Annotated in this window: 19 protein-coding genes; 12 read left to right on the forward strand and 7 right to left on the reverse strand. The window is 69.9% G+C overall.

Annotated features, from left to right (window positions below; all coding sequences use genetic code 11):
- Nucleotides 1–18: 18 nt before the first annotated feature.
- The 8 genes from nusG (at nt 19) to OIM89_RS18455 (ending at nt 13,006) form a co-directional block, all read left to right on the forward strand.
- Nucleotides 19–882, forward strand: a complete 864-nt coding sequence (gene nusG, locus OIM89_RS18420) for a transcription termination/antitermination protein NusG (RefSeq protein WP_030697573.1) — start codon at nt 19–21, stop codon at nt 880–882.
- A gap of 190 nt (nt 883–1,072) precedes the next feature.
- Complete coding sequence (gene rplK, locus OIM89_RS18425; RefSeq protein WP_030697572.1) at nt 1,073–1,507, forward strand: 50S ribosomal protein L11; 435 nt, start codon at nt 1,073–1,075, stop codon at nt 1,505–1,507.
- 100 nt (nt 1,508–1,607) lie between these two features.
- Nucleotides 1,608–2,336 carry a 50S ribosomal protein L1 gene (gene rplA, locus OIM89_RS18430; RefSeq protein WP_030697571.1) on the forward strand — a complete coding sequence of 243 codons (729 nt, stop codon included), beginning with the start codon at nt 1,608–1,610 and terminating at the stop codon, nt 2,334–2,336.
- A 185-nt stretch (nt 2,337–2,521) separates the two neighbouring features.
- A complete protein-coding gene (locus tag OIM89_RS18435) occupies nt 2,522–3,478 on the forward strand; it encodes a hypothetical protein (RefSeq protein WP_030308448.1) in 957 nt (318 codons plus the stop codon).
- 379 nt (nt 3,479–3,857) lie between these two features.
- On the forward strand, nt 3,858–4,385 hold the full coding sequence (gene rplJ / locus OIM89_RS18440; RefSeq protein WP_010638874.1) for a 50S ribosomal protein L10: 528 nt from the start codon (nt 3,858–3,860) through the stop codon (nt 4,383–4,385).
- Between the two features lie 111 nt (nt 4,386–4,496).
- The gene (gene rplL, locus OIM89_RS18445; RefSeq protein ID WP_030697570.1) at nt 4,497–4,880 is read left to right on the forward strand and encodes a 50S ribosomal protein L7/L12; all 384 of its coding nucleotides are present in this window, start codon (nt 4,497–4,499) and stop codon (nt 4,878–4,880) included.
- A gap of 617 nt (nt 4,881–5,497) precedes the next feature.
- Nucleotides 5,498–8,980, forward strand: coding sequence for a DNA-directed RNA polymerase subunit beta (gene rpoB, locus OIM89_RS18450; protein ID WP_023418925.1), 3,483 nt, complete (start codon nt 5,498–5,500; stop codon nt 8,978–8,980).
- A gap of 126 nt (nt 8,981–9,106) precedes the next feature.
- Nucleotides 9,107–13,006: a DNA-directed RNA polymerase subunit beta' gene (locus tag OIM89_RS18455; protein ID WP_030697569.1), complete on the forward strand. Its 3,900-nt coding sequence runs from the start codon at nt 9,107–9,109 to the stop codon at nt 13,004–13,006.
- 84 nt (nt 13,007–13,090) lie between these two features.
- Here OIM89_RS18455 and OIM89_RS18460 read toward each other — a convergent pair whose 3' ends face one another.
- From OIM89_RS18460 to OIM89_RS18485, 6 genes are all read right to left on the reverse strand, one after another.
- Nucleotides 13,091–14,329, reverse strand: coding sequence for a M48 family metalloprotease (locus OIM89_RS18460; protein ID WP_257204365.1), 1,239 nt, complete (start codon nt 14,327–14,329; stop codon nt 13,091–13,093).
- A 68-nt stretch (nt 14,330–14,397) separates the two neighbouring features.
- Entirely contained in the window at nt 14,398–15,015 is a 618-nt protein-coding gene (locus OIM89_RS18465; protein ID WP_264491439.1) for a Pycsar system effector family protein, read from the reverse strand.
- The gene (locus OIM89_RS18470; protein ID WP_247860804.1) at nt 15,012–16,475 is read right to left on the reverse strand and encodes a hypothetical protein; all 1,464 of its coding nucleotides are present in this window, start codon (nt 16,473–16,475) and stop codon (nt 15,012–15,014) included. The genes OIM89_RS18465 and OIM89_RS18470 overlap by 4 nt, the downstream gene beginning before the upstream one ends.
- Before the next feature lie 49 nt (nt 16,476–16,524).
- Nucleotides 16,525–18,912, reverse strand: coding sequence for a hypothetical protein (locus tag OIM89_RS18475; protein ID WP_264491440.1), 2,388 nt, complete (start codon nt 18,910–18,912; stop codon nt 16,525–16,527).
- Complete coding sequence (locus OIM89_RS18480; protein WP_175510477.1) at nt 18,909–19,895, reverse strand: hypothetical protein; 987 nt, start codon at nt 19,893–19,895, stop codon at nt 18,909–18,911. Before OIM89_RS18480 ends, OIM89_RS18475 begins: the two co-directional genes overlap by 4 nt.
- Before the next feature lie 191 nt (nt 19,896–20,086).
- Nucleotides 20,087–20,782 carry a Crp/Fnr family transcriptional regulator gene (locus OIM89_RS18485; RefSeq protein ID WP_030699998.1) on the reverse strand — a complete coding sequence of 232 codons (696 nt, stop codon included), beginning with the start codon at nt 20,780–20,782 and terminating at the stop codon, nt 20,087–20,089.
- Nucleotides 20,783–21,372: 590 nt separating this feature from the next.
- Here OIM89_RS18485 and rpsL point away from each other — a divergent pair.
- The 4 genes from rpsL (at nt 21,373) to tuf (ending at nt 25,728) form a co-directional block, all read left to right on the forward strand.
- Entirely contained in the window at nt 21,373–21,744 is a 372-nt protein-coding gene (rpsL, locus tag OIM89_RS18490) for a 30S ribosomal protein S12 (protein WP_003948652.1), read from the forward strand.
- A gap of 2 nt (nt 21,745–21,746) precedes the next feature.
- Entirely contained in the window at nt 21,747–22,217 is a 471-nt protein-coding gene (rpsG, locus tag OIM89_RS18495; protein WP_003948651.1) for a 30S ribosomal protein S7, read from the forward strand.
- A gap of 39 nt (nt 22,218–22,256) precedes the next feature.
- On the forward strand, nt 22,257–24,383 hold the full coding sequence (fusA, locus tag OIM89_RS18500; protein ID WP_030699999.1) for an elongation factor G: 2,127 nt from the start codon (nt 22,257–22,259) through the stop codon (nt 24,381–24,383).
- Between the two features lie 151 nt (nt 24,384–24,534).
- Nucleotides 24,535–25,728, forward strand: coding sequence for an elongation factor Tu (tuf, locus tag OIM89_RS18505; RefSeq protein ID WP_030700000.1), 1,194 nt, complete (start codon nt 24,535–24,537; stop codon nt 25,726–25,728).
- 255 nt (nt 25,729–25,983) lie between these two features.
- Here the strand turns inward: tuf and OIM89_RS18510 are convergent, their stop codons facing one another.
- Nucleotides 25,984–26,256 (reverse strand): hypothetical protein, encoded by a 273-nt coding sequence (locus tag OIM89_RS18510; protein ID WP_226965347.1) that lies wholly within the window; start codon nt 26,254–26,256, stop codon nt 25,984–25,986.
- Nucleotides 26,257–26,504 lie beyond the last annotated feature (248 nt).

Here is a 26,504-nt window from a genome sequence, read left to right on the forward strand (position 1 = left end):
CAGGAAGAAGCAGCCACCGTGTCTGACCCGAACCCGAACGACGTGGTCGAGCCTCAGGGCGCTCCCGAGTCCACTGAGGACGCGCTCGGCATTGTCGAGTCGGCGGACGCCGTGACGCCGGACCAGGCCGAAGCTGCCGACGCCGCCGCGGGCGAGCCCGCCGAGGAGATCACCGAGGACACCGTCGGTGAGCCCGAGGACGTCGCCGCCGCCGAGGAGACCGAGGCCGAGGCCGAGGAAGCTCCGGCCGAGGAGGCCGAGCCGGTCGACCCGATCGCCGCCCTCCGCGACGAGCTGCGGCTCCTGCCCGGCGAGTGGTACGTGATCCACACCTACGCCGGTTACGAGAACCGCGTGAAGACCAACCTCGAGCAGCGCGCCGTCTCGCTCAACGTCGAGGACTACATCTTCCAGGCCGAGGTGCCGCAGGAAGAGGTCGTCCAGATCAAGAACGGCGACCGCAAGACCATCCGGCAGAACAAGCTCCCCGGCTACGTGCTGGTGCGCATGGACCTGACCAACGAGTCCTGGGGCGTCGTCCGCAACACCCCCGGCGTCACCGGCTTCGTCGGCAACGCCTACGACCCGTACCCGCTGACCCTGGACGAGATCGTCAAGATGCTCGCCCCGGAGGCCGAGGAGAAGGCCGCCCGCGAGGCCGCCGAGGCCGAGGGCAAGCCGGCGCCGCAGCGCAAGGTCGAGGTCCAGGTGCTGGACTTCGAGGTCGGCGACTCGGTCACCGTCACCGACGGCCCCTTCGCCACCCTCCAGGCGACCATCAACGAGATCAACGCCGACTCGAAGAAGGTCAAGGGCCTCGTCGAGATCTTCGGCCGCGAGACCCCGGTCGAGCTGAGCTTCGACCAGATCCAGAAGAACTGAGCCGCGCCGGTTCCGACCGGCCGCGCAGTCGCTGGACCACACGCCTCCGACCAGGTCAGACGGGCTTCACAGCCCGTCTGACCTGTCGGTTTTTGGTCGCGCCGCGATACCCGTTATCGTGGTGCGGTATGCCTCCATCCGGATGAACCGGGTGAAGGCGGAAAACTCTCACTAGGACCCGGAGAGAGCAATGCCTCCCAAGAAGAAGAAGGTCACGGGGCTGATCAAGCTCCAGATCCAGGCCGGCGCGGCCAACCCGGCTCCGCCGGTCGGCCCCGCGCTCGGTCAGCACGGCGTCAACATCATGGAGTTCTGCAAGGCCTACAACGCGGCCACCGAGTCGCAGCGTGGCTGGGTCATCCCGGTGGAGATCACGGTCTACGAGGACCGCTCCTTCACCTTCGTGACCAAGACCCCGCCGGCCTCCAAGATGATCCTGAAGGCCGCCGGCGTGGAGAAGGGCTCGGGCGAGCCGCACAAGACCAAGGTCGCGAAGATCACCGACGCGCAGGTCCGCGAGATCGCCACCACCAAGATGCCCGACCTCAACGCGAACGACCTGGACCAGGCGGCCAAGATCATCGCCGGTACCGCTCGTTCCATGGGCATCACGGTCGAGGGCTGACCTCAACCCCGCCTGACCTCTCTGTGGCAGGGCCATGCGCCGGCCCGTACCACGACTCCACCCTGTCCGGCACCCCCGGACGTAACTGCCAGGAGCAGAAGTGAAGCGCAGCAAGACTCTCCGCGCTGCGGACGCCAAGATCGACCGGGAGAAGCTCTACGCCCCGCTCGAGGCGATCCGTCTCGCCAAGGAGACCTCCGCGACCAAGTTCGACGGGACCGTCGAGGTCGCCTTCCGCCTGGGTGTCGACCCGCGCAAGGCCGACCAGATGGTCCGCGGCACCGTGAACCTTCCGCACGGCACCGGCAAGACCGCCCGGGTCCTGGTCTTCGCGACCGGTGACCGTGCCGAGGCCGCGCGTGCCGCCGGCGCCGACATCGTCGGCTCCGACGAACTGATCGACGAGATCTCGAAGGGCAACCGCCTCAACGAGTTCGACGCCGTCGTCGCCACCCCGGACCTCATGGGCAAGGTCGGCCGCCTCGGCCGTGTCCTCGGCCCGCGTGGTCTGATGCCGAACCCGAAGACCGGCACCGTGACCCCGGACGTGGCCAAGGCCGTGAACGAGATCAAGGGCGGCAAGATCGAGTTCCGCGTCGACAAGCACTCCAACCTCCACTTCATCATCGGCAAGGTGTCCTTCGACGACACCCAGCTCGTGGAGAACTACGGCGCGGCCCTGGACGAGATCCTTCGTCTGAAGCCCTCCGCCGCCAAGGGTCGCTACATCAAGAAGGCCGCCGTCGCCACCACCATGGGCCCCGGCATCCAGGTCGACCCGAACCGCACCCGCAACCTCCTCGTCGAGGAGGACCCGGCCGCCGTCTGATCCTCGTGATCAACCGGCGCCGCGGTCGCGTACGCGTCTGAAGGGACCGGCCCCCACAGCTCTGAGCTGCGGGGGCCGGTCCTTTTTTCGTACGGGGTTGTCGTACGCGTGCGGTACCGTGCAAAACGAAAGTAAAGCGTGCCCGGGGGGACCGGTCACCGAGAGAGCAAGCAGGGGTGGGGACAGTGGGGAAGAAGAACCTGGCGCGCCGGGTCGCGGTTCCGGCGGCGGCGGTCGCGATGGTGCTGGGGCTGGCGGCCTGTGAGGGCGGCGAGACCGAGTCCAAGGGCGACGGCAAGGCCGCGGACAGCGCGCCGAAGGTGCTCTCGCGTGCCGAGGCCGGCAAGGCGCTCAACGCCGCGTACAAGAGCACCAGCGAGGCCAAGTCGGCCAAGGTCGAGATGACCATGACGATGCCGGAGGGGACCCCCGGCGGCGGCGACATGAAGATGTCCGGCGTCATGGGCTGGGACCCGACCGTGCTCGACATGACGATGTCCGGCTCCGCCCTCCAGGAGTCGGACCCGACGGCGCCCGAGTCGAGCCGCGTCATCATGGACGGCTCCGTCATGTACGTCGACATGGGCGCCGAGGCGGCCAAGGAGATGGACGGCCGTCGCTGGATGAAGATGGACCTCGGCGAGCTGGCCGAGCAGATGGACAAGTCCGGTGAGGCCGGCGGCGGCGAGATGGCCAAGGCCATGACCGGTGGCCTGGAGAACATGAACCAGGACCCGGCGCAGCAGATCGCCGTGCTGATGGAGTCGCCCAACCTCAAGCACGTCGGTCCGGCCAAGGTCGGCGGCGAGGAGACCCAGCACTACAAGGGCACGCTCTCCCTCAAGGAGATGCTGGACGCCAACTCCTCCTTCGACGCCCTGCCGGAGAAGGACCGCAAGGAGCTCGTCGAGGCCATGGAGAAGTCCGGCCTGGAGGGCTACCAGACCCAGGTCTGGGTCAACGGCGACGACCTCCCCGTGAAGATGGACGTCACCATGGAGACGCCCGAGGGCGACGTCCGGATCGTCCAGACCTTCTCCGACTACGGCGCCGCCGCCAAGGTGGACACCCCGGCCGAGAAGGACACCCTGGACCTGATGGACATGCTCCAGGAGCTGGCCGAGATGGGCGAGGGCGCCTGATCCACCCCTCCGGGCGGGGTCCGCGGACCCCGCCCGGAGGCCGTGCTTCCGGGCGATTTGCCTCCCGCCGCCCGGCTCCCGTACTCTTCCCCAGAAGCCAAAGACCGCTGGTCGTTACCGTCTGCTCCTCGGAGAGGGCGGTGGCCGAAGGATTCCGCTCACGCGGACGGCCTGCGTAGGTGACTGTGGATGTGCTCCTGGACGTGTTACGCCCAGTCGAGCTCACGCCCCGTGCGCCTGCGCCGGGGCGTTTTTCGTCTTAAAGCAGACTTCTGCCCGACGTCCTTCCTCACGTGCCTGATCCAGACGGTCCCAGTGCTGTACGAGGCTGATCGCAAGGTCAGTCGAGGATCATCACCCCGGAAGGAGGCCGAGGCTCATGGCGACGTCCGACAAGGTCGCAGCCGTCGAGGAGGTCACGGACAAGCTCCGTAACTCCAACGCCGCTGTCGTGACCGCGTACACCGGACTGTCCGTGGCGCAGCTCAAGCAGCTGCGCCGTTCTCTCGGCGAGAACGCTCAGTACCGAGTGGTGAAGAACACGCTGACCAAGATCGCGGCCAAGGAGGCCGGGGTCGAGCTGGACGAGCACCTCAAGGGCTCGACGGCTGTCGCCTTCGTGACCGGTGACCCGGTCGAGGCGGCGAAGAGTCTTCGTGACTTCGCCAAGGAGAACCCCGCTCTCGTCATCAAGGGCGGTGTCCTTGAGGGTAAGGCGCTGTCCGCCGACGAGATCAAGAAGCTTGCGGACCTCGAGTCCCGCGAGGTTCTGCTCGCCAAGCTGGCGGGCGCTCTGAAGGGCAACCAGGCCAAGGCCGCGGCTGTCTTCCAGGCGCTCCCGCAGAAGTTCGTCCGCACCGCGGACGCGCTGCGCGCCAAGCGCGACGAGCAGGGCGGTGCCGAGTAATTCGGCTCGCGTCATGACCTGGGGCCGACCCGGCTCCCGGTCGCAGCGGGCCCACGTACGCCCGCCTTCATGTACATCCGGCACCTGCCGAATTAGTGGAAGGACGCCATCATGGCGAAGCTGTCTCAGGACGACCTGCTCGCGCAGTTCGAGGAAATGACCCTCATCGAGCTCTCCGAGTTCGTGAAGGCGTTCGAGGAGAAGTTCGACGTCGAGGCTGCCGCCCCGGTCGCCGTCGCCGCCGCCGGTGCCCCGGGCGCCCCGGCCGAGGCCGCCGAGGAGCAGGACGAGTTCGACGTCGTCCTCACCGGCGCCGGCGACAAGAAGATCCAGGTCATCAAGGTCGTGCGTGAGCTGACCTCGCTGGGTCTGAAGGAGGCCAAGGACCTCGTGGACGGCACCCCGAAGCCGGTCCTCGAGAAGGTCACCAAGGAGGCCGCTGAGAAGGCCGCCGAGTCCCTCAAGGGCGCCGGCGCGTCCGTCGAGGTCAAGTGACTCTCCTGAGTCTCTGACTCGTCCGTCCAGCGCCCCTCAGGGGGCCGGACGACCTGTTCCCGAAGGCGATCACCCATCCGGGTGGTCGCCTTCGGGCGTGGTCGGGCCGGGGTCCTTGCGCCCTGCTCACCTGCGGGTATGGTGATCATCGTTGTGCCGTCCGGTGACCGGCGGGCGCCCGCGTGAAGGGGCCCCGGGCCGAGGTCGGGAGGCGGCAGACGAGGCGGTTCCGCCCCCGGTTCGGGGGACGGGGCCTTGACGAACAGCACGCCGCGCGCAATTCTCAGGACGCGTCGTCACACCGATCCGGGTATCGAGGCATGGATCGGCGGCGAACCGGGCAGTGTTGATATGCGTCCAAGAGGGCGCGAGGGCATCGTGGAGTTGAGAACAGCGAGGGTCTTTGACCATCCAGGTCACCCGCACTGGACATCAGTGGGCCAAGTGGCTACACTGACCCTTTGCGCTGCCTGTTAGCTGCCTCCTGCCCGTCACCAGGGGCATGCCCGTGCTTGAGCACCGTGGAGTGAAACCGCCCTGACCTGGGATTTCTTCCGCTGTGTCGGCTCGGGACCGGTACGCGCGTAGTGAGTCCGAGCCCTCGGAAGGACCCCCTCTTGGCCGCCTCGCGCACTGCCTCCGCGAATTCGAACAACGGCGCCAGCACCGCCCCGCTGCGCATTTCCTTTGCAAAGATCAAGGAGCCCCTCGAGGTTCCGAACCTCCTTGCCCTCCAGACCGAGAGCTTCGACTGGCTGCTCGGCAACGACGCATGGAAGGCCCGGGTCGAGGCGGCTCTGGACAGCGGACAGGACGTCCCCACCAAGTCCGGTCTGGAGGAGATCTTCGAGGAGATCTCCCCGATCGAGGACTTCTCCGGGTCGATGTCGCTGACCTTCCGCGACCACCGCTTCGAGCCCCCGAAGAACTCCATCGACGAGTGCAAGGAGCGCGACTTCACCTTCGCCGCGCCGCTCTTCGTCACCGCCGAGTTCACCAACAACGAGACCGGCGAGATCAAGTCCCAGACGGTCTTCATGGGCGACTTCCCGCTCATGACCAACAAGGGCACCTTCGTCATCAACGGCACCGAGCGTGTCGTCGTGTCGCAGCTGGTCCGCTCGCCCGGCGTCTACTTCGACTCCTCCATCGACAAGACGTCCGACAAGGACATCTTCTCCGCCAAGATCATCCCCTCCCGGGGTGCCTGGCTGGAGATGGAGATCGACAAGCGCGACATGGTCGGCGTCCGCATCGACCGTAAGCGCAAGCAGTCCGTCACCGTCCTCCTCAAGGCTCTCGGCTGGACGACCGAGCAGATCCTCGAGGAGTTCGGCGAGTACGAGTCGATGCGCGCCACCCTGGAGAAGGACCACACCCAGGGCCAGGACGACGCGCTGCTCGACATCTACCGCAAGCTGCGCCCGGGCGAGCCGCCCACGCGTGAGGCCGCGCAGACGCTGCTGGAGAACCTCTACTTCAACCCCAAGCGTTACGACCTCGCCAAGGTCGGCCGCTACAAGGTGAACAAGAAGCTCGGCGGCGACGCGCCCCTGGACGCCGGCGTGCTCACCACCGACGACGTCATCGCCACCATCAAGTACCTGGTCAAGCTGCACGCCGGCGAGACCGAGACGACCGGCGAGAACGGCACTCAGATCGTCGTCGAGACCGACGACATCGACCACTTCGGCAACCGCCGTCTGCGCAACGTCGGCGAGCTGATCCAGAACCAGGTCCGTACGGGTCTCGCCCGTATGGAGCGCGTCGTGCGTGAGCGCATGACCACCCAGGACGTCGAGGCGATCACGCCGCAGACCCTGATCAACATCCGGCCGGTCGTCGCCTCCATCAAGGAGTTCTTCGGCACCAGCCAGCTGTCGCAGTTCATGGACCAGAACAACCCGCTCTCGGGTCTCACCCACAAGCGCCGTCTGTCGGCGCTCGGCCCGGGTGGTCTCTCGCGTGAGCGGGCCGGCTTCGAGGTCCGTGACGTGCACCCCTCGCACTACGGCCGCATGTGCCCGATCGAGACGCCTGAAGGCCCGAACATCGGTCTGATCGGCTCGCTCGCCTCCTACGGCCGGGTCAACGCCTTCGGCTTCGTCGAGACGCCCTACCGCCGGGTCACCGACGGCATCGTCACCGACGAGGTCGACTACCTGACCGCCGACGAGGAGGACCGCTTCGTCATCGCCCAGGCCAACGCCGGCCTGACCGAGGACCTCCACTTCGCCGAGGACCGCGTCCTGGTCCGCCGTCGTGGCGGAGAGGTCGACTACGTCCCCGGGGACGACGTCGACTACATGGACGTCTCGCCGCGCCAGATGGTGTCGGTCGCGACCGCCATGATCCCCTTCCTCGAGCACGACGACGCCAACCGTGCCCTCATGGGCGCGAACATGATGCGCCAGGCGGTCCCGCTCATCAAGAGCGAGGCCCCGCTCGTCGGCACCGGCATGGAGTACCGCTGTGCCACCGACGCCGGCGACGTGCTGAAGGCGGAGAAGGACGGTGTGGTCCAGGAGGTCTCCGCGGACTACATCACCACCACCAACGACGACGGCACGTACACCACGTACCGCCTCGCCAAGTTCTCCCGCTCGAACCAGGGCACCTCGGTCAACCAGAAGGTCGTCGTCGACGAGGGCGACCGGATCATCGAGGGCCAGGTGCTCGCCGACGGTCCGGCGACCGAGCTCGGCGAGATGGCGCTCGGCAAGAACCTCCTCGTGGCGTTCATGTCGTGGGAGGGCCACAACTACGAGGACGCGATCATCCTGTCGCAGCGCCTCGTCCAGGACGACGTCCTCTCCTCGATCCACATCGAGGAGCACGAGGTCGACGCCCGTGACACCAAGCTCGGCCCCGAGGAGATCACCCGGGACATCCCGAACGTCTCCGAGGAGGTCCTCGCCGACCTCGACGAGCGCGGCATCATCCGCATCGGTGCCGAGGTCGACGCCGGCGACATCCTGGTCGGCAAGGTCACGCCCAAGGGTGAGACCGAGCTGACCCCGGAGGAGCGCCTGCTCCGCGCGATCTTCGGTGAGAAGGCGCGCGAGGTCCGCGACACCTCGCTGAAGGTGCCGCACGGCGAGACCGGCAAGGTCATCGGCGTGCGCGTCTTCGACCGCGAGGAGGGCGACGAGCTTCCCCCGGGCGTCAACCAGCTGGTCCGCGTCTACGTGGCCCAGAAGCGCAAGATCACCGACGGTGACAAGCTCGCCGGCCGTCACGGCAACAAGGGCGTCATCTCGAAGATCCTGCCGATCGAGGACATGCCGTTCCTGGAGGACGGCACCCCGGTCGACATCATCCTCAACCCGCTCGGTGTGCCGTCCCGAATGAACCCGGGACAGGTCATGGAGATCCACCTCGGCTGGCTCGCCAGCCAGGGCTGGGACATCTCCGGTGTCGAGACCGAGTGGGCCCAGCGGCTCCAGTCGATCGGCATCGACCGGGTCGAGCCGGGTACCAACGTCGCCACCCCGGTGTTCGACGGCACCCGCGAGGACGAGCTGGCCGGCCTGATCGACCACACCATCCCCAACCGCGACGGTGAGCGGATGGTGCAGTCCTCGGGCAAGGCGCGGCTCTTCGACGGCCGCTCCGGCGAGCCGTTCCCGGACCCGGTCTCGGTCGGGTACATGTACATCCTCAAGCTGCACCACCTGGTCGACGACAAGCTGCACGCGCGCTCGACCGGTCCCTACTCGATGATCACCCAGCAGCCGCTGGGTGGTAAGGCCCAGTTCGGTGGTCAGCGCTTCGGTGAGATGGAGGTGTGGGCGCTGGAGGCTTACGGCGCCGCGTACGCCCTCCAGGAGCTGCTGACGATCAAGTCCGACGACGTGACCGGCCGTGTGAAGGTCTACGAGGCCATCGTCAAGGGCGAGAACATCCCCGAGCCCGGCATCCCCGAGTCCTTCAAGGTCCTCATCAAGGAAATGCAGTCGCTCTGCCTCAACGTGGAGGTGCTGTCCTCGGACGGCATGTCCATCGAGATGCGCGACACCGACGAGGACGTCTTCCGCGCGGCGGAGGAGCTCGGTATCGACCTGTCCCGGCGCGAGCCGAGCAGCGTCGAAGAGGTCTGACGGGCCTGGCCGGGCCTCGCTCCACCGCGAGGCCCGGCCGCCCCGGACCCGTACAGACCATGATGTGAGCCCCGTTCCGCCTCCGGGCGGTGGGGCACGAACCCTGAAAGAGGGATTGACGACAAAGTGCTCGACGTCAACTTCTTCGACGAGCTGCGGATCGGCCTGGCGACCGCGGACGACATCCGACAGTGGTCCCACGGCGAGGTCAAGAAGCCGGAGACCATCAACTACCGCACCCTCAAGCCGGAGAAGGACGGGCTCTTCTGCGAGAAGATCTTCGGTCCGACCCGGGACTGGGAGTGCTACTGCGGCAAGTACAAGCGGGTCCGCTTCAAGGGCATCATCTGTGAGCGCTGCGGCGTCGAGGTGACCCGTGCCAAGGTGCGCCGTGAGCGGATGGGCCACATCGAGCTCGCCGCTCCCGTGACCCACATCTGGTACTTCAAGGGCGTCCCCTCGCGCCTGGGCTACCTGCTGGACCTCGCGCCGAAGGACCTCGAGAAGGTCATCTACTTCGCCGCGTACATGATCACGTTCGTGGACGAGGAGCGCCGCACCCGCGACCTCCCGTCGCTGGAGGCGCACGTCTCCGTCGAGCGTCAGCAGATCGAGAACCGGCGCGACGCCGACCTCGAGGCCCGTGCCAAGAAGCTCGAGACCGACCTGGCCGAGCTGGAGGCCGAGGGTGCCAAGGCCGACGTGCGCCGCAAGGTGCGCGAAGGTGCCGAGCGGGAGATGAAGCAGCTGCGCGACCGCGCGCAGCGCGAGATCGACCGTCTCGACGAGGTCTGGAACCGCTTCAAGAACCTCAAGGTCCAGGACCTGGAGGGCGACGAGCTGCTCTACCGCGAGCTGCGTGACCGCTTCGGCACGTACTTCGACGGCTCGATGGGCGCCGCCGCGCTCCAGAAGCGGCTGGAGACCTTCGACCTGGACGAGGAGGCCGAGCGCCTCCGCGAGATCATCCGGACCGGCAAGGGCCAGAAGAAGACCCGTGCGCTCAAGCGCCTCAAGGTCGTCTCCGCCTTCCTCCAGACCAGCAACAGCCCCAAGGGCATGGTCCTGGACTGCGTCCCGGTCATCCCGCCGGACCTGCGTCCGATGGTGCAGCTGGACGGTGGCCGCTTCGCGACCTCCGACCTGAACGACCTGTACCGCCGCGTCATCAACCGCAACAACCGCCTGAAGCGGCTTCTCGACCTCGGCGCGCCCGAGATCATCGTGAACAACGAGAAGCGCATGCTCCAGGAGGCCGTCGACGCGCTCTTCGACAACGGCCGCCGCGGCCGCCCCGTCACGGGCCCCGGCAACCGTCCGCTGAAGTCGCTCTCCGACATGCTCAAGGGCAAGCAGGGCCGCTTCCGTCAGAACCTCCTCGGCAAGCGTGTGGACTACTCCGCGCGTTCCGTGATCGTCGTCGGTCCGCAGCTCAAGCTGCACCAGTGCGGTCTGCCGAAGGCGATGGCGCTGGAGCTCTTCAAGCCGTTCGTGATGAAGCGCCTGGTCGACCTGAACCACGCGCAGAACATCAAGTCGGCCAAGCGCATGGTCGAGCGTGGCCGCACCGTGGTGTACGACGTCCTCGAAGAGGTCATCGCCGAGCACCCGGTGCTGCTGAACCGCGCGCCCACCCTGCACCGCCTCGGCATCCAGGCCTTCGAGCCGCAGCTGGTCGAGGGCAAGGCCATCCAGATCCACCCGCTCGTCTGCACCGCGTTCAACGCGGACTTCGACGGTGACCAGATGGCCGTCCACCTGCCGCTCTCCGCGGAGGCGCAGGCCGAGGCCCGCATCCTGATGCTGTCCTCGAACAACATCCTCAAGCCGGCCGACGGCCGTCCGGTCACCATGCCGACCCAGGACATGGTGCTCGGCCTCTTCTTCCTCACCACGGACGGCGACGGCCGGCACGTGAAGGGCGAGGGGCGTGCCTTCGGTTCGACCGCCGAGGCGATCATGGCCTTCGACGCGGGCGAGCTGTCGCTCCAGTCGAAGATCGACATCCGCTTCCCGGTCGGCACCATCCCGCCGCGTGGCTGGACCCCGCCGGTCGCCGAGGAGGGTGAGCCGGAGTACCAGCCGGGCGACAGCTTCCGGCTGAACACCACCCTGGGCCGCGCGCTCTTCAACGAGCTGCTGCCCGAGGACTACCCCTTCGTCGACTACGAGGTCGGCAAGAAGCAGCTCTCCCAGATCGTCAACGACCTGGCCGAGCGGTACCCGAAGGTCGTCGTCGCGGCGACGCTCGACAACCTGAAGGCCTCCGGCTTCCACTGGGCCACCCGGTCCGGCGTCACCGTGGCCATCTCGGACGTCGTCGTCCCCGAGGCCAAGCGCAACATCGTGACGTCGTACGAGGCTCAGGACGTCAAGGTCCAGAAGCAGTACGAGCGGGGTCTGATCACGAAGGACGAGCGGACCCAGGAGCTCATCGCGATCTGGACCAAGGCGACCAACGAGGTCGCCGAGGCGATGAACGACAACTTCCCGAAGACCAACCCGATCGCCATGATGGTGAACTCGGGCGCGCGCGGAAACATGATGCAGCTGCGTCAGATCGCCGGTATGCGTGGTCTCGTGTCGAACGCCAAGAACGAGACGATCCCGCGTCCCATCAAGGCGTCGTTCCGCGAGGGCCTCTCGGTCCTCGAGTACTTCATCGCCACCCACGGTGCCCGTAAGGGCCTCGCGGACACCGCCCTGCGTACCGCCGACTCGGGTTACCTCACCCGTCGTCTGGTGGACGTCTCGCAGGACGTCATCATCCGCGAGGAGGACTGCGGTACCGAGCGCGGTCTCAAGCTCAAGATCGCCGACCGCGGTGCGGACGGTGTCCTGCGCAAGACCGAGGATGTCGAGACCAGCGTCTACGCCCGCATGCTGGCCGAGGACGTCGTCGTCGACGGCAAGGTCATCGCGCCGGCCAACGTCGACCTCGGTGACGTCCTCATCGATCAGCTGGTCCTGCACGGCGTCGAGGAGGTCAAGACCCGCTCGGTCCTGACCTGCGAGTCGGCCGTCGGCACCTGTGCGTACTGCTACGGCCGTTCGCTCGCCACCGGCAAGCTGGTCGACATCGGTGAGGCGGTCGGCATCATCGCCGCCCAGTCCATCGGTGAGCCCGGTACCCAGCTGACGATGCGTACCTTCCACACCGGTGGTGTGGCCGGTGACGACATCACCCAGGGTCTGCCCCGAGTCGTCGAGCTCTTCGAAGCCCGTACGCCGAAGGGTGTCGCCCCGATCTCCGAGTCCGCCGGACGCGTGCGGATCGAGGAGACCGAGAAGACCAAGAAGCTCGTCGTCACCCCGGACGACGGCAGCGACGAGGTGGCGTTCCCGATCTCGAAGCGTGCCCGTCTGCTGGTGGGCGAGGGCGACCACGTCGAGGTGGGCCAGAAGCTCACCGTGGGTGCCACCAACCCGCACGACGTGCTGCGCATCCTCGGCCAGCGCGCGGTGCAGGTGCACCTCGTGGGCGAGGTCCAGAAGGTCTACAACTCGCAGGGTGTGTCGATCCACGACAAGCACATCGAGATCATCATCCGGCAGATGCTCCGCCGCGTGACGATCATCGAGTCCGGCGACGCCGAGCTGCTGCCCGGCGAGCTGGTCGAGCGGTCGAAGTTCGAGACCGAGAACCGTCGTGTGGTCACCGAGGGCGGTCACCCCGCCTCCGGCCGTCCGCAGCTGATGGGTATCACCAAGGCCTCGCTGGCGACCGAGTCGTGGCTGTCGGCGGCGTCCTTCCAGGAGACGACCAGGGTCCTGACCGACGCGGCGATCAACGCCAAGTCGGACTCCCTGATCGGCCTCAAGGAGAACGTCATCATCGGTAAGCTCATCCCGGCCGGTACGGGCCTGTCCCGCTACCGCAACATCCGGGTCGAGCCGACCGAGGAGGCCAAGGCCGCGATGTACTCGGCCGTCGGTTACGACGACATCGACTACTCGCCGTTCGGCACCGGCTCCGGCCAGGCCGTCCCGCTGGAGGACTACGACTACGGTCCGTACAACCAGTGAGCTGGTAGGCCGGTAAGGCCGTGAAGGGCGGCCACCCCCTCGGGGGTGGCCGCCCTTCGGCGTGTCCGGGGCCCGGCGGTGAGGTCAGCGCGGGGGCTGGGGCTGGAGCCAGGGCTGGAGGTGGTGCAGGCGGGTGTGGTGGTCGGGGTGGGTGGCGAGCAGCTTGGCCATCGCCGACTCCTTGGGGAGCCGGGTACCGGCCGCGCGGGCGGCCAGGGCTGCCTGCTGCTTGGCCGCCTGGTCGGCGCCGTGCATCTGGTGGAGGACGGAGGCGAGCATCGGGGCGAAGCCGAGGGCGGCGGCGTGCTGGTCGGCCCGGAGTTCCGCGCGGCGGCCCACGGCGGCCAGGGCGTAGGGGGCGGCGAGGATCAGCAGGGGGAGCCCGTAGAGGGTGGTGATCGTGCCGAAGGCGACGATGCCGAGGAAGAACGCGATCACCAGGAAGCCGAGGAGCGAGAAGACCGCCGCGACGCGCAGGGTGATCACGGCGAGGAACCGGATCACGCGGTAGGCGAGCCGGGCGGGCAGCGCGTACCAGTAGCCGAGCAGGGAGGCCCAGGCGTGGCCGCCGACGTGGTGGCCGAGTTCGTGGGCGAGGACGGCGGCGAGTTCGCCGTTGGGCAGGCGGTTGAGGGCGAAGGTGGTGACGCCGACGATGTGGCCGGCGGCGGCGACCGCGTTGAGGTCGGTGTCGTTCTCCTCGATCCACAGCTCGTAGTTCTGCGCGTCGACCCCGGCCCGCGCGGTCACCTCCTGCCAGACCGGCGCCAGCCGGGAGAACTCCTCCCGCGTCGGGTGGCGCAGCCCCAGCAGGCGGCGGGCGAGGGTCGACTCGGTCGGGCGGTGGAAGATCAGCAGCCCGGTCAGCAGCCAGCCGACGATGCCGAGGAAGGCCAGGTCGCCCAGGACGAGCAGCGAGACCAGGCTCACCACGACCAGGCTGGAGAGGAAGTGCGGCAGGTAGATCAGGAGCGAGCCGAGAGCGGTGGCGTCCGCGTGCCGCTGGTGTGCCTTGAGGTAGACGCGGCGCTGGTCGGTGCTGATGTGGTGGGCGTGGAGCGGTGCCGGGGTGATGGGCTTCGGCGGGATCGCGGGCTGGGGCTGGGGCGGTACCGGCGGTGCGGCGTGCTGCGCCGGGGGAGGGGTCTGCGGGGTGGGGCTCGGGTACGCCGGGGGCGCGTACTGGGCCGGGTACGCCGGGGGCGCGGGCGGCTGGGTGGGCCCGGTGGGGTAGGCCGGGGGCTGCTGGGGGTACTGCGGGGGCGTGGGCCCGGCGGCGGGGTGCGGGTCGGTGCTGTCCGGCGGGTTGGGTGTGGTGGTCATGGGATACCTCGCGGTGCGGTGGTGGCGTGAGCGGTGCCGGGCGGAGGCGGGGGACGGAAGGGGACGGGTCAGCCGGTGAGGACGGCCGTGGGGAGCAGGACGCTGCCGGCACTGAAGGCGATCAGCCCGGCCCTGATCCAGCGGTGCTTGACGGCGGCGATCCGGCTCGTCCCGGTCAGGGCGCGGGCCAGCCCGTGCAGCGGGTCGCGTTCGGTGGCGGCCAGCGCCCGGGTCAGCTCGGCCTCGCCCGCCGCCGCTGCCTGGCGGATGTCGGCGAAGTAGGAGAGCGGCTCGCCCGGGGCCCAGGCGTCGGCGCGGTAGCGGGGGAGGACCGCGAGGAGCAGGGCGAGCAGGGAGACGGCGAGGGCGGCGGCCCCGGCCCACCACAGGAGGAGCCCGGCCGGGCCGAGCGAGCCCGGGGCCCAGTCCTTGCCCGCCAGCAGCCCGGTGAAGACGCCCGCCGTCATGCCGAGCGCCGCCACCAGCACGGCCGCCTTGCTGTCGGCCCGCCCGATCTCGGTGTGCAGGTCTGCCAGGAGGCGGGCGGCGACGGTGGCGCCGGGCGGGGGCGGGGACGGGGGCTGCGTGGCGGGGAGCGGGAGGTGGGCGGGATGGGGCCGGGTGTGGTCGGCGTCCTGGTCCGGGGGCGGGGCGGGGTCCGGGGTGGTGAGGTCGAGGTCGGTCATGGGGTGCCGTCCTGGGCCGGGGCGGTGTCCTCGTGCGGGGTGTCGGGGCGGGGCTGGGGCTCGGGCTGGGGCGGGGCCGCCGGGGGAGCGGGTGGCGGCTGGGCCGGGCCCGGGGCGGTGGGGACGGTGCCGTAGCCGGGCGGGGCCTGCCAGGGCGGGGGCGGGGGTGCGTACGGGTGGGGCTGGGTGTACGGGCCGGCCTGGGGCGGGGAGGCGTACGGGTTGCCGGGGGGCGGGGTGGGCGGAGCCGCCTCGGGCCCGGTGGTCTCGGGCGGGGCCTGCTGGGGGAGCCGCGGGGGTTCCGGGAGCGTCTGGCCGGGGACGGTCTGGCCCGGGTAGGGCGGGGTCTGCGGGGGCGGCGGGCCGATGACCGGGGGCTCGTGGGGGACGCCGGGGAGGCGCTGGTTGAAGATCTCCGTCATGGTGCGCAGGGCGAGCTTCTTCGGCTCGTCCAGCTCGTACGCCTCGGCGTGGTCGCCCTTGAGGACCTGTTCGACCAGCTGGAGCTGGGAGTGCATGAGCTGGATCTGGTCCTGGCGCATGTTCTCCATCACCAGCCGCATGTCCTCGGGGTGTTCGGCGAGGCGGAACGCGAGGGCGTGGATGCCGCCCTGGGCCAGGTGGTGCTGGTAGTAGTCGATCTTCTGGGCGTTGACCCGCTGGAGCTCCATCTGCTGGTAGCTGGCGGCCAGGGCCTGTTCGTGCTGCCACTGCTGCTGCTGGAGCGCGAGCCGCTGCGCCTGCTCGCCGTACTCCAGGGAGCGGCTGATCTGGAGCGCGTCCTGCTGGAGTTCGCGCTTGTGGCGGACCAGGTCGGCCTCCATGCCGCCCTGGTCGGCGCGGATCTGCTCGGCCACGTTCTGGTCGATCTCGCGCAGCCGCCGCTGGTGGGCGATGTCGCCCTCGTCGCGGCGGACCCGCAGGGTCCAGGTGACCTGGAGCCCGGCCGTCGCCCCGAGCGGGCCGAGTCCGGCCGTCGCCCGCAGCAGCTCCCGCTCCGCCTCGGCGCTGGCCGAGACCGGGAAACGCCGGGTGACCGGGCGCGCCGCCTGCTGCAACTCCCCGACGAGCAGCGCCGGTACGTCCCGGTGTCCGCCCGCGACGTACCGCGCCGGGTCGACCACCTGCCAGGAGAAGTCGACCTCGGCGCCGAACTCGAAGGCGTCGTTGTCGCTGGGCAGTGCCAGCTCCTCGCGCCACGGGTGGATGCCCATGTCCACCTCGTAGACCGAGGTGTAGCGCCTGGCGGCGACCTCGCTGCGGCTGGGCCTGCGGGGTGGCAGGTAGACCTCGTGGCCGCCACGCGGGGTCGTGAAGACCAGGGCGTGGTCGATGCGGGTGAGGGCCTTGCGGCTGAACTCGAACCGCGAGATCTGCCGCACGGTCAGCACGGGGTCGCGCAACTCGGTGTGGCGGTCGGCGTTCTGCTGCCACTCCGGCGGGCGGCGGTGGTCGGGCATGGCTCGCGTCTCCTCGGCGTGCGGTGGTGCGGTCGGGCGGTACGGCGGTTCAGCGGGGCTGGGGCACGGGGTGGCCGGCGGCCGGGACGACGGTCAGCAGGCGGGCGGCGACCGGCGGCGGGGGCGCGCCGTCCTCGCCGGGCATGGTGCGCAGCAGGTGGGCCAGGCGCAGCGCGTCCTCCGGTGCGGCGACCAGCGCCGGGAGCAGCGCGGCCAGCGCCCACTCCACGTCTTGGCGGTGGGCGGCGGCCAGCACCCACAGCCGCAGCACCTCCAGGGCGTCCCGGCTGTGCAGGGAGTCGCCGAGGGCCGCGCGCCACAGCCGGGTCAGGCCGTGCGCGGCCCAGGCGGTGGCCGGGTCGGCGGCGGCCTCGCGGTACCAGTCGAGGACCAGCGGCCAGCCGTGCGGGTGCTCCTCGTCCGGGCCTTCCTCCTCGGCCGGGTCGGGACCGAGACCGGACTCCGGGTCGGTACGGAGTTCGGCGCCGCGTCCGCAGGCGCGCAGGAATCCGGCGAGGGTGAGGTCGCGGGCGGGCCGGTCCACCTCGTAGCTGGCCAGCAGCTCTCCGAGGACCGTCTCGCGGGCTTCGGAGAGGAGCAGCAGCTCCACCGCCCCGGCCAGCTCCTCGACCATCACCTCGTCCAGCGGCGCCGGCGGGTCCTCGCGCCGGGACTCCTCGTACTCCTTGCGGACCACCGTGCGCAGGAGGCGCAGGGTGCGGGCCGGGCGTTCGGGGCCGATCAGGGCGTGGGTGCGGATCGCCACCCAGCGCATCGGGCGGTCCTCGCCCTGGCTCCAGCCGTCCAGGACGCGGGGGACGTTGGGGGCGCCCACGAAGTGGGCCAGGGCCAGGGAGCCGGCCGCGACCATGCGGTGGCGGTAGCGCGGGGAGGCCGCCCACTCCTCGATCAGCAGGGCCATCGCGGAGGGCAGGTCGGCGTGGGCGAGGACGGCCGTGGTCGCCGCCGCCCGGGTGCGTACCAGCGGGCGCCCGTCCTCGGCCAGCGCGCGCAGCCAGCGGACCAGCGCGGGCCGTGCCGAGGGGTGGCCGGTCCACAGCTCCCGCAGCAGGACCAGGGCCGCCCGGTCGTCGCGGAAGGCGGCCACCCACTGCCGTACCGGGCCCCACTCGGTCGCCTCCTCGGCCTGGCGCCGCTCCGCGCGCGCCAGTTGGAGCCGCTTGCCGATGTGTGTCCCGAAGACCGGTACGTCGGCGGGAGCGTGCGGGCGCTGGGTGCGCAGGAGTTCGGCGTAGAGCCGGTCGCTGAGTTCGGCGGTCAGGGCGTACGGCCCGCCGTCGAAGGCGGCCAGCGAGATGAGGAACGCCTTGTCGCGCAGGGGCAGCGCCGCCTCGTCCTCCTCGAACCACTCCCGCACCTGGCTCTCCAGCGCCCCCAGCGAGAAGGCGTCCAGCTCGTCGGCGGCGAGGCCCCCGGCCGCGTGCCGGGCCAGCGCCGGTGCGAAGGCGGCGGCCTCGCGGAGCTGGTGGTCGCGGGCGAGGAAACCGGTGACGGCCGGCAGAGCCAGCAGGCGGGCCGACTCGCGCCCGGCGTACTCCTCGCGCGTCGCCGGGTCCGGGGCGGTGGCGCGCAGGTGGGCGGTGAGGTGGGCGGTGAGCACCTCGGCGACCGAGGGCGGCTGCCAGCCGGCCGGGTCGACCTCCTCCAGGACGGCGGTGGGGCCGGCCGTCACCACCAGGTAGCCGTCGTGCGCGGCGAGCCGGTCGCGAACGGCCAGCAGGTGCGGCTCGCGCAGCGGGCGGGTGCGGTCGGCCATCAGGTCGCAGAGCACGTAGCCGACCGGGCCCGCGGCGGGCGCGTCCCCGGCCCGCGCCTGCTCGGCGCGCTGCTGCTCGGCGTCGAGCTGCGCGGCCAGCTCGGCGGGCGGGCGGTCACGCAGCAGGGAGCGTACGGAGGTGGCGCCGGCCCGCCGGAGCAGCATCAGGGCGGCGGTGCGGCGGCCGGTGAAGGCGGAGCCCCGGACGACCAGGACGCGCTCCTCGCGCAGCCGGTCCGCGAGCGCCGCGAACGCCTCCTCGTCGGCGACGAACGACTCGGCCAGCCGCTCCAGCGTGGCCGCCGGGACCTCGCCCGAGGCGTGCGGCGCGGGCGGCCCGAGCTGCCAGATCTCGGTCTTGCTCCCCATGATCACGTCACCGGCGACCCGCCCGCCGGAGACGCCGTGCTGATCCCCCTGGACCAGGGCGCCGCCGAACCCGGCACCGGAGCCGATCCGCAGGGCGGGCGGCGCGTGGTCGGCCAGTTCCCGCCGGGACGACCAGGCGTCCTGCGGGCGGTCCTGCTCCTCGCCCGCCTCGTCCTGCTCCTCGGCCTGGCCCTGGCCCTGCTGCTGCGGGGCGTTCGGGTCGGCCGGGGGCGCGGCCGGGCCGTTCGGGGCGGGGTTCGCCGGGGGAGTGGCGGTGTCGGCGGCGCTCATCGGGGGCCTGCCCCGCCGGTGCCGGGGGTCTGCCGGTCGTCGGGGGAAGGAGCGTCCTGGTCCGGGGTGTCGACGCCCGGCGCGTGTCCGTCCGGGGTGCGCCCCGGGCGCGGGGGCCCGCCGACGCTGCCCATCACGACGTCGCCGTCGACCCGGCCGCCGGAGACGCCGTGCTGGTTCCCCATGACGAGGCTGCCGCCGAAGGCGGGGGCGCCGCCGGTGAAGTGGATGCCCGCCGGGGGCTGGGTGGCCGGAGCGGGCGCGGGTGCCGGGGTGGAGGTGGAGGCCGAGCCGCCCCCCGACGGCCCGGCCTCCGTTCCCCCGGCCGGTCCCGGGCGCTCCCCCGAAGCGTCCGGGACCGGGGTCGGTGCGGGCCCCGCCGCGCCCGGCGCCGCCGCGGCCTGTCCCGAGGCGGGGACCGGGCCGAGGAGCCAGGCGGGCAGGGGCCCGTTCTTGCTGGCGAGGGTGACCTCGTGGAACTCCTCGGCGGGGATGCCGAGGTGACCGTGGCGCACGATCCCGGCGTGGACGCTCTGCGAGACGCAGAGGGCGACGTCGCCGGGGCGCTCGCGCAGGGCGGCGCGCAGGAGGTCGGCGTCGAGGAGGCGGCAGGCGTGGTTGAGGTCGCTGCCGACCCAGATGCCACGCTCGTCCAGGGCGATGAACCCGCTGGCCACCACGGTCCGCAGCCGCATCTGGGCGGCGCTGGAGGCCATCCGGTTGACCGCCTTCAGCTGCGCGGGCAGCTCGGAGATGACCGAGCGCAGCACCTGCGGCACCGGGACGTTCGGGTCGATGAACTCCATGACGCTGTCGCCCTGGTCGGCCCGCAGCCGCAGCGTCTCGTCGATCCCGGCCCGCTCCATGGTCCGGTCGACCACGTCGTACAACATCCGCCGCAGGAAGGCCTGTTCGACGTCGTCGCGGTCGCTGAACTTCTCGATGTCGACCAGCAGCATCGTCCGGTTGACGGGATCGTTCATCGTGCCCTGCCTACCTCTCGGAACGGCCCTGGGGGCCGGAGTGCGAACGGCGGTACCCGGCCCGGCGCGGACTGGGCCGGGCGAGTGGTCTCAGCGTGGCGCCCGAGCGCCGGACCGCGTGAGGACGGATGGCGCGCTCGGACTGTGACGGTGTTTACAGAGAACGGGGAGGGAGAGAGCCCGGCCGGCCGTCAGGGCCCGCCCCCCGCGATCCGGCGCAGCACGTCGGGGCGGCGCACGACCAGGGCCCGGCGTCCGGTGACGACGGCGTCCCGGTCCCGCAGTTCCTTCAGCAGCCGCTGCACCATCTCCCGCGAGGCCCCGACCGAACCGGCCAACTCCTGTTTGCTGAGCGGCACTTGCAGCTCGACCCCGTCGGCGGTCCGCTGCCCGAAGCCGCGGGCGAGCTCCAGCAGGAGCGAGGCGAACCGCTCCCGCACGGTCATCGAGGCGAACTCCAGCCGGCGCCGGTCGGCCGCCCGGGTGCGGTCCGACACCAGCGCCAGCAGCGTCATCGACACCGGGGGCGCCGACCGCAGGAACTCCGTGAACCGGGCCGGCTCCACCGCGACGGCCCGCACCTCCTCCAGCGCCGTCACGTGCGCCGAGCGGGGCTTGCTGGTCAGGGCCGCGAACTCGCCCACGATGTCGCCGGGGCCGCGCAGCGCGAGCAGCGCCTCGTACCCGTTGGGTGCCGCGGCCGTCACCTTGGTCCACCCGGTGAGCAGGAGCAGGACGTGCGCGGAGGGCTCGTGCTCGCGCAGCAGGGCCTGCCGGGGCGCGTACGTCATCGGTGAGCCGAGGGCGAGGAGCGCCTGCCGCTCGCCGCCCTCCAGCCGGGCCAGGAACGGCACCCGGTCGTCCAGCCCGTCTCCCCCGGCCGTCATCGGCTCCCTCCCCGTGGTTCCCCGCACCGCGTCCGTGCCCGCGCGCCCCGTCCGGCGGTACGGACGGGGCGGGACGGGTCAACGTACTGACCCCCCGGCCCAGGTGGCCCGCCCTTGACCGGAATGAATCCCCCCGCCCCGCTACTCGGCGGGAAAGCTGCGCTCTGTGGCCGAAAACGCACAGAGGGTGGGAGTGAGTGTGCCGGGGCCCGGCGAACGATTCAGGCCAGGGCGCCCCTGGCACCACCTCGCGGCCCGGTGTAGCGTCCCCCGCGGGACCAGAAGACGATCATGCAGCGGAGGGTGCCGGTCCGCCCCGGGGTACGGGGCGTCTGACCAGCGCGTCCGCTGCGCGTGCATTTGTTTTGACCGAACTCCGTGCGATAGGTACGCTCAGACCTTGTGCCTGGGGTGTGCCTAGGCTCCCGTGCGTGTCCAGCCCGCGCGGTGAGCGATAGGCGTCAGCACCGCAATCTGCGCTTCTCCCGTGTGCTAGCGGGGCATCCGCGGTATTCGACACACCCGACCGCGTGGGTCGGGTGGGTTCCAGGTTAGCTTTACCTGTTCGGCACACAGAAACCGGAGAAGTAGTGCCTACGATCCAGCAGCTGGTCCGTAAGGGCCGGCAGGACAAGGTCGAAAAGAACAAGACGCCCGCACTCGAGGGTTCGCCCCAGCGCCGCGGCGTCTGCACGCGTGTGTTCACGACCACCCCGAAGAAGCCGAACTCGGCCCTCCGTAAGGTCGCGCGTGTGCGTCTGACCTCGGGCATCGAGGTCACGGCCTACATCCCGGGTGAGGGACACAACCTGCAGGAGCACTCCATCGTGCTCGTGCGTGGTGGCCGTGTGAAGGACCTGCCGGGTGTTCGCTACAAGATCATCCGCGGCTCCCTCGACACCCAGGGTGTCAAGAACCGCAAGCAGGCCCGCAGCCGCTACGGCGCCAAGAAGGAGAAGTAAGAATGCCTCGTAAGGGCCCCGCCCCGAAGCGCCCGGTCATCATCGACCCGGTCTACGGTTCTCCTCTGGTGACCTCCCTCATCAACAAGGTGCTGCTGAACGGCAAGCGCTCCACCGCCGAGCGCATCGTGTACGGCGCCATGGAGGGCCTGCGCGAGAAGACCGGCAACGACCCGATCATCACCCTGAAGCGTGCGCTGGAGAACATCAAGCCCACCCTCGAGGTCAAGTCCCGCCGTGTCGGTGGCGCGACCTACCAGGTCCCGATCGAGGTCAAGCCCGGCCGCGCCAACACGCTCGCGCTGCGCTGGCTGGTCGGCTACTCGCGCGCCCGCCGTGAGAAGACGATGACCGAGCGCCTCATGAACGAGCTTCTCGACGCCTCCAACGGCCTGGGTGCCGCTGTGAAGAAGCGCGAGGACACGCACAAGATGGCCGAGTCCAACAAGGCCTTCGCGCACTACCGCTGGTAGTCGCTACCCCCATCGAGACCGAGAGAAGACTGAAGCCTTATGGCTACCACTTCACTTGACCTGGCCAAGGTCCGCAACATCGGGATCATGGCCCACATCGACGCGGGCAAGACGACGACCACCGAGCGGATTCTGTTCTACACCGGTGTCTCGTACAAGATCGGTGAGGTCCACGACGGCGCTGCCACGATGGACTGGATGGAGCAGGAGCAGGAGCGCGGCATCACGATCACGTCCGCCGCGACGACCTGCCACTGGCCGCTCGAGGACGTCGACCACACCATCAACATCATCGACACCCCGGGCCACGTGGACTTCACGGTCGAGGTGGAGCGTTCGCTCCGCGTCCTCGACGGTGCCGTCACCGTGTTCGACGGCGTCGCCGGTGTGGAGCCGCAGTCCGAGACGGTCTGGCGTCAGGCCGACCGTTACGGCGTCCCGCGCATCTGCTTCGTCAACAAGCTGGACCGCACCGGCGCCGAGTTCCTGCGCTGCGTCGACATGATCACGGACCGCCTCGGCGCGACCCCGATCGTCATGCAGCTGCCGATCGGTTCCGAGGCCGACTTCCAGGGTGTCGTCGACCTGGTGACGATGAAGGCGTACGTCTGGTCGGCGGACGCCGCCAAGGGCGAGATGTACGACACCGTCGACATCCCGGAGACCCACACCGAGCTGGCCGCCGAGTGGCGCGCCAAGCTGCTGGAGACCGTCGCCGAGAACGACGACGCGCTGATGGAGCTGTACCTGGAGGGCAACGAGCCCTCGGTCGAGCAGCTCTACGCGGCCATCCGCCGCATCACCATCGCGTCGGGCAAGTCCTCGGACACCACGGTCACCCCGGTGTTCTGCGGTACGGCGTTCAAGAACAAGGGCGTCCAGCCCCTGCTCGACGCGGTCGTGCGCTACCTCCCCTCGCCCCTCGACGTCGAGGCCATCGAAGGCCAGGACGTCAAGGACGCGGAGAAGGTCGTCTCCCGCAAGCCGTCCGACGAGGAGCCGCTGTCGGCGCTGGCGTTCAAGATCATGAGCGACCCGCACCTCGGCAAGCTCACCTTCGTGCGCGTCTACTCGGGCCGTCTCCAGTCCGGCACCTCGGTGCTGAACTCGGTGAAGGGCAAGAAGGAGCGCATCGGCAAGATCTACCGCATGCACGCCAACAAGCGTGAGGAGATCGAGTCGGTGGGCGCCGGTGACATCGTCGCCGTCATGGGTCTCAAGCAGACCACGACGGGTGAGACGCTGTCCGACGAGAAGGCCCCGGTGATCCTGGAGTCCATGGACTTCCCGGCTCCCGTCATCGAGGTCGCGATCGAGCCCAAGTCCAAGGGTGACCAGGAGAAGCTGGGTGTCGCCATCCAGCGTCTCGCGGAGGAGGACCCCTCCTTCCAGGTGCACACCAACGAGGAGACCGGCCAGACCGTCATCGGCGGCATGGGCGAGCTCCACCTCGAGGTCCTGGTCGACCGCATGAAGCGGGAGTTCCGGGTCGAGGCCAACGTCGGTAAGCCGCAGGTCGCCTACCGTGAGACGATCCGCAAGACCGTCGAGCGCGTGGACTTCACCCACAAGAAGCAGACCGGTGGCACGGGTCAGTTCGCCAAGGTTCAGATCATGATCGAGCCTCTGACGGACAGCGACGCGAGCTACGAGTTCGTCAACAAGGTCACCGGTGGCCGCATCCCGAGGGAGTACATCCCCTCGGTCGACGCGGGCGCCCAGGAAGCCATGCAGTTCGGCATCCTCGCCGGTTACGAGATGACCGGTGTGCGCGTGACCCTGCTCGACGGCGCCTACCACGAGGTCGACTCCTCCGAGCTCGCCTTCAAGATCGCCGGTTCGCAGGCGTTCAAGGAGGGTGCCCGTAAGGCCGGCCCCGTGCTCCTCGAGCCGATGATGGCCGTAGAGGTCACCACGCCCGAGGACTACATGGGCGACGTCATCGGCGACATCAACTCCCGCCGTGGCCAGATCCAGGCCATGGAGGAGCGGGCCGGCGCCCGGGTCGTCAAGGGCCTGGTGCCGCTCTCGGAGATGTTCGGCTACGTCGGCGACCTCCGCAGCAAGACCTCGGGTCGCGCAAGCTACTCGATGCAGTTCGACTCCTACGCCGAGGTTCCCCGGAACGTCGCCGAGGAGATCATCGCGAAGGCCAAGGGCGAGTAACTCTTCCGAGCACACGCTTTAGGCTTGTCACCGGAAGCCCGCGGACACCTCGTCCGCACCCCGGAAGGGGTGTCCCGGGCCCGGCATCCCAGCAAAGATCACCTGGCGCCGATGAGTAAGGCGTACAGAACCACTCTCCAGGAGGACCCCAGTGGCGAAGGCGAAGTTCGAGCGGACTAAGCCGCACGTCAACATCGGCACCATCGGTCACATCGACCACGGTAAGACGACCCTCACGGCCGCCATTACCAAGGTGCTGCACGACGCGTACCCGGACCTGAACGAGGCCTCGGCCTTCGACATGATCGACAAGGCGCCCGAGGAGCGCCAGCGCGGTATCACCATCTCCATCGCGCACGTCGAGTACCAGACCGAGACGCGCCACTACGCGCACGTCGACTGCCCCGGTCACGCGGACTACATCAAGAACATGATCACGGGTGCGGCGCAGATGGACGGCGCCATCCTCGTGGTCGCCGCCACCGACGGCCCGATGCCGCAGACCAAGGAGCACGTGCTCCTGGCCCGCCAGGTCGGCGTTCCGTACATCGTCGTCGCCCTGAACAAGGCCGACATGGTGGACGACGAGGAGATCCTCGAGCTCGTCGAGCTCGAGGTCCGTGAGCTCCTCTCCGAGTACGAGTTCCCGGGCGACGACCTGCCGGTCGTCAAGGTCTCGGCGCTCAAGGCGCTCGAGGGCGACAAGGAGTGGGGCCAGTCCGTCCTCAACCTCATGCAGGCTGTGGACGAGTCCATCCCGGAGCCCGAGCGTGACGTCGACAAGCCGTTCCTGATGCCGATCGAGGACGTCTTCACCATCACCGGTCGCGGTACGGTCGTCACCGGCCGCATCGAGCGTGGTGTCCTCAAGGTCAACGAGACCGTCGACATCATCGGCATCAAGACCGAGAAGACCACCACCACGGTCACCGGCATCGAGATGTTCCGCAAGCTGCTCGACGAGGGCCAGGCCGGTGAGAACGTCGGTCTGCTCCTCCGTGGCATCAAGCGCGAGGACGTCGAGCGCGGCCAGGTCATCATCAAGCCCGGTTCGGTCACCCCGCACACCGAGTTCGAGGCCCAGGCCTACATCCTGTCGAAGGACGAGGGTGGCCGTCACACCCCCTTCTTCAACAACTACCGCCCGCAGTTCTACTTCCGTACGACTGACGTGACCGGTGTGGTGAACCTCCCCGAGGGCACCGAGATGGTCATGCCGGGCGACAACACCGAGATGCGCGTCGAGCTGATCCAGCCCGTCGCCATGGAGGAGGGCCTGAAGTTCGCCATCCGTGAGGGTGGCCGGACCGTGGGCGCCGGCCAGGTCACCAAGATCATCAAGTAATTGATGGCCTTGCGCTGATCTGGTAGCTCTCCGAGCTGCTTGAGAAGGGCCCGTACGACTTCGGTCGTACGGGCCCTTCGGCGTGTGCGGGGCCTGCTCAGGCGCCGGCCGTCGTCCCGCTCGCCGTGAGCCGGGTGTATGCCTCGCGGACCGTGGGGACCAGGGTGGCGGCGGCCGGGTCGGCGGCCTCCGGGCGGAGTTCGAAGAGGTCGCCGCTGCGGCGGTCGGCGGGGACGTCGGCGCCGCGGGCGGTGATCAGGGCGTGGAAGTGCGGGCGGTTCTCGCCGAAGACGACCGGGTAGGTCGCGGGGCGCCGGTCGCCTCGGTGACCGCCGCCACCAGGTCGCGGGCGCGGCGGCCGAAAGTGGCGGCCTCGGTGTCGTCCAGGCCGGTGATCCGTTCGGCGTGGCGCCGGGCGCGCAGGACGAACCAGCGCGGGACGTCGTAGCCCGGGACCGTCTGCGCCGTCCAGAGCGGGTCGCGGAAGACGACGGCGGACTCCTCGGTCGTCTGCTCCAGGCCGCACATGAAGCAGTCGGCGTCGGCGGGGTGGGGTGGGGCAAGGGGGAAGGGCCGGCGCCGCCGGTGGTGCGGCGGGGTCCCGGCCCTTGTGGCGTGGGGCGGCTCAGACGGCGCCGCTCAGGACGAGCATCGGGTCCGGCGGTTCGCTGCGCAGTGCCCAGGCGCGGTCGGTCAGCTCCTCCGGCGTGACCGGCGCGGCGGGCGGCGAGCTGGGCGTCCGGGGCGAAGGGCGGGGCCGCGGAGTCGGCCGCGTA

Source organism: Streptomyces sp. BI87, assembly GCF_025957665.1.
GTDB lineage: Bacteria > Actinomycetota > Actinomycetes > Streptomycetales > Streptomycetaceae > Streptomyces > Streptomyces albidoflavus.